Below are 2,329 nucleotides of genomic sequence, written 5' to 3' on the forward strand. Positions count from 1 at the left end.
GTCGGACGGCGACGACCAGCGGACCTCGAGGGTGTCGCCGACCGTCGCGTCGAGCCGGTCGAGCGTCGTCGCGGGCAGCGCGACCTCGCCCGCGGCCGCGGGGACGCGGCCGGTCTGGGCGACGACCGACGCGAGCCGTTCGTCGCCGGGCTGCGCGAGCAGCATCTGGTAGGTGGTGCGCGCGCCGTTCGACAGCTCGGCACCGCCCAGCAGCAGCGGGTCGGCCGCGACGACGCCGGGCACGTCGCGGACGGTGTCGAGGTCCTGGACCGCGGCGCCGGACGTCACGACGAGGTCGGCGTCGCCGAACTGCGCGGTCACCGAGTCGTACCCGGTGCGCTGCAGGACGTTCCCGGCGACGAGCGTCGCGGCGAGGAACGCGGTGCCGATCGCGATCGCGACGGCGGCGGCCGTGAGCCGGCCGACGCTGCGCCGCATCTGCGCGAGGGTGAGGCGCAGCATCAGGCGCTCACCGCCGCGCCGGTCGACGTCTCGAGGGTGCGCAGCGCGTCGAGCCCGGCGAGGACGGCGTCGGGCGTCGGGTCGACGATGTCGCCCGCGATGCGCCCGTCCGCCAGCAGGACCACGCGGTCGGCGTACGCGGCGGCGGTCGGGTCGTGCGTGACCATGATGACGGTGCGGCCGAGCTCGCGGACCGAGCGACGCAGGAAGCTCAGCACCTCCGCGCCGGAGCGCGAGTCGAGGTTGCCGGTGGGCTCGTCGGCGAACACGACCTCGGGCTTGGCGATGAGCGCGCGGGCGATCGCGACGCGCTGCTGCTGCCCCCCGGACAGCTCGCTCGGGCGGTGCGTGAGCCGCTGCCGCAGGCCCAGGGTGTCGACGAGCGTGTCGAGCCACGCCGGGTCGGGCTTCTGCCCCGCGAGCTCGAGCGGCAGCAGGACGTTCTGCTCCGCCGTGAACATCGGCAGCAGGTTGAACGACTGGAACACGAACCCGACGCGGTCGCGGCGCAGCCGCGTGAGCGCACCGTCGTCGAGCCCCGACAGGCGGGTCGTGCCGAGCACCGCCTCGCCCGACGTGGCCTGGTCGAGCCCCGCGAGCAGGTGCATGAGCGTCGACTTGCCCGACCCGGACGGGCCCATGATCGCGGTGAACGCTCCCGCGGCGAAGTCGACGTCGACCCCGTCGAGCGCGCGCACCGCGGCGGCGCCCTGGCCGTACACCTTCGTCAGACCGCGCGCCCGGGACGCGACCGCGTCCTCGCGCCGGGGGTCGGGACCGGAGGCGGGTCCGGACGGTACGTACACGGTCGTGTCCACGACAAGGGCTCCTCGGGGCTGTGGCGGGCGACGTCGGTCGACGACACCTCGACGGTAGGTCGGCCGGTGCGGCACCCGCGTCGGGCCCGGGTCGCGACCGCGGGCCGGCGTCGTACGCCCTGGGGCGGACACCCGCGACGGTGCGGTGCGACCGCCGGAGCAGCCACGACGCCCGCCGGGCGGACGTCACTCGCCGGGGCGGACGAGCTCCGTCTCGTAGGCGATGACGACGGCCTGCACGCGGTCGCGCGCGCCGAGCTTCGCGAGGATCCGCCCGACGTGCGTCTTGACGGTCGCCTCGGCGACGAACAGGTCCTGCCCGATCTCGGTGTTGGACCGGCCCTTGGCCATGAGGACGAGGACCTCGCGCTCGCGGTCGGTGAGCTCGGCGACGGCCGCACGGGCGGGGTCGCTCGGCGCACCCGGCCGGTCCGGCGGCAGCACGGTGACGAGGTGCTCGAGCAGGCGGCGCGTGCTCGACGGCGCGATGACGGCGTCGCCGCGGTGCACGGTGCGGATCGCGGCGAGCATCTCCTCGGGCGGCGCGTCCTTGAGCAGGAAGCCGCTGGCGCCCGCGCGGATCGCGGCGAGCACGTACTCGTCGAGGTCGAACGTCGTCAGCACGATGACGCGCGGCGCGGGCACCGCCTCGGACCCTGCGGCGGTGAGGTGCGCGGTCGCGGTGAGCCCGTCCATGGTCGGCATCCGGACGTCCATCAGCACGACGTCGACCTGACCCGCCGCACGCGTGAGCGCCTGCACGGCCTGCGCGCCGTCGCCGGCCTCGAGGACGACCTCGAGGTCGGGCTGGGAGTCGATGACCATGCGGAAGCCCGCGCGCACGAGCTGCTGGTCGTCGACGAGCGCGACGCGCACCGGGGGCGTCGTGGTCTCGGTCATCGGTCGTCCTGTCGGGAGGAGGCGGCGGGCGGGGGAGCGTCGAGCGTGCTCGCGGTGGAGGGAGCCGTCGCGACGGCCGGGCCGGTGGGCAGCTCCGCGCGCACACGGTAGCCGCCGCCGGGTCGCGGCCCGGCGGTCACGGTGCCGCC

Annotated in this window: 2 protein-coding genes and 1 pseudogene; all 3 read right to left on the minus strand. The window is 75.7% G+C overall.

Annotated features, from left to right (window positions below):
• Positions 1–462: pseudogene (locus tag HGA02_RS16700) on the minus strand (ABC transporter permease); the annotation flags it as partial.
• Complete coding sequence (locus tag HGA02_RS16705) at positions 462–1,280, minus strand: ABC transporter ATP-binding protein (RefSeq protein WP_425483076.1); 819 nt, start codon at positions 1,278–1,280, stop codon at positions 462–464. The pseudogene HGA02_RS16700 and the gene HGA02_RS16705, both read right to left, overlap by 1 nt.
• A 186-nt stretch (positions 1,281–1,466) precedes the next feature.
• Positions 1,467–2,180 (minus strand): response regulator, encoded by a 714-nt coding sequence (locus HGA02_RS16710; protein ID WP_168680258.1) that lies wholly within the window; start codon positions 2,178–2,180, stop codon positions 1,467–1,469.
• Positions 2,181–2,329: the final 149 nt, after the last annotated feature.

It is taken from the genome of Cellulomonas septica (assembly GCF_012396155.1).
Classification (GTDB): domain Bacteria; phylum Actinomycetota; class Actinomycetes; order Actinomycetales; family Cellulomonadaceae; genus Cellulomonas; species Cellulomonas septica.

Excerpts from the sequence above, each read along its gene's own strand:
- HGA02_RS16710 (WP_168680258.1), bottom strand. The coding sequence starts at position 2,180 with ATGACCGAGACCACGACGCCCCCGGTGCGCGTCGCGCTCGTCGACGAC.